The sequence below is a fragment of the Streptomyces katrae genome (assembly GCF_000966975.1).
GTDB lineage: Bacteria > Actinomycetota > Actinomycetes > Streptomycetales > Streptomycetaceae > Streptomyces > Streptomyces katrae.
In genome coordinates this window covers 1-469 of record NZ_JZWV01000297.1, presented here as the reverse complement: position 1 = coordinate 469, position 469 = coordinate 1, and the positions used below count along the sequence as shown (strand labels likewise).

Genomic DNA, 469 nt, shown 5'->3' with positions numbered 1-469 from the left:
GGTGCGGTCATCGCTGGTTCCTGTCCTCGGGTCCGTCGGGTCCGTCGGGCCTCCCGGGGCCGTCGGATCTGCCGGTGACATCGGGTCTGCCGGTCACGTCGGGTCTCCCCGTTCCGTCCGGGTCCCCCGGGGCCGGGGCCGGGCGCTCGCGCGCACGGTGGCTGGTGTCGCACCAGGGGTACGTACGGCTGCGCCGACACGTGCAGACGGCGACCATGAACCGGTCCGACCGGACGGTCGTCCCGTCGTCCAGGGTGACCTCGACCGGGCCCTCGACCAGGACCGGACCACCCCGGTCCACGGACACCCGCCGCGGGCGGGGCCCTTGCGCGGGCGGGGGCGGGGGCGGCACGGGGTGCCCGGGTTCAGGGGTACTCGGCACGGACCACCACCAGTTCCTCGTGCTCGTCGCCGTCCTGCGCGAGCCCCTCCGCCCGCAGCCAGGCCCCGCGCGCACGCAGTACCGGCC

General features: G+C 76.5%; 1 protein-coding gene. It reads right to left on the bottom strand.

Annotated features, from left to right (window positions below):
* Positions 1-7: 7 nt before the first annotated feature.
* A complete protein-coding gene (locus tag VR44_RS42520; RefSeq protein ID WP_425424496.1) occupies positions 8-301 on the bottom strand; it encodes a CDGSH iron-sulfur domain-containing protein in 294 nt (97 codons plus the stop codon).
* Between the last annotated feature and the right edge of the window lie 168 nt (positions 302-469).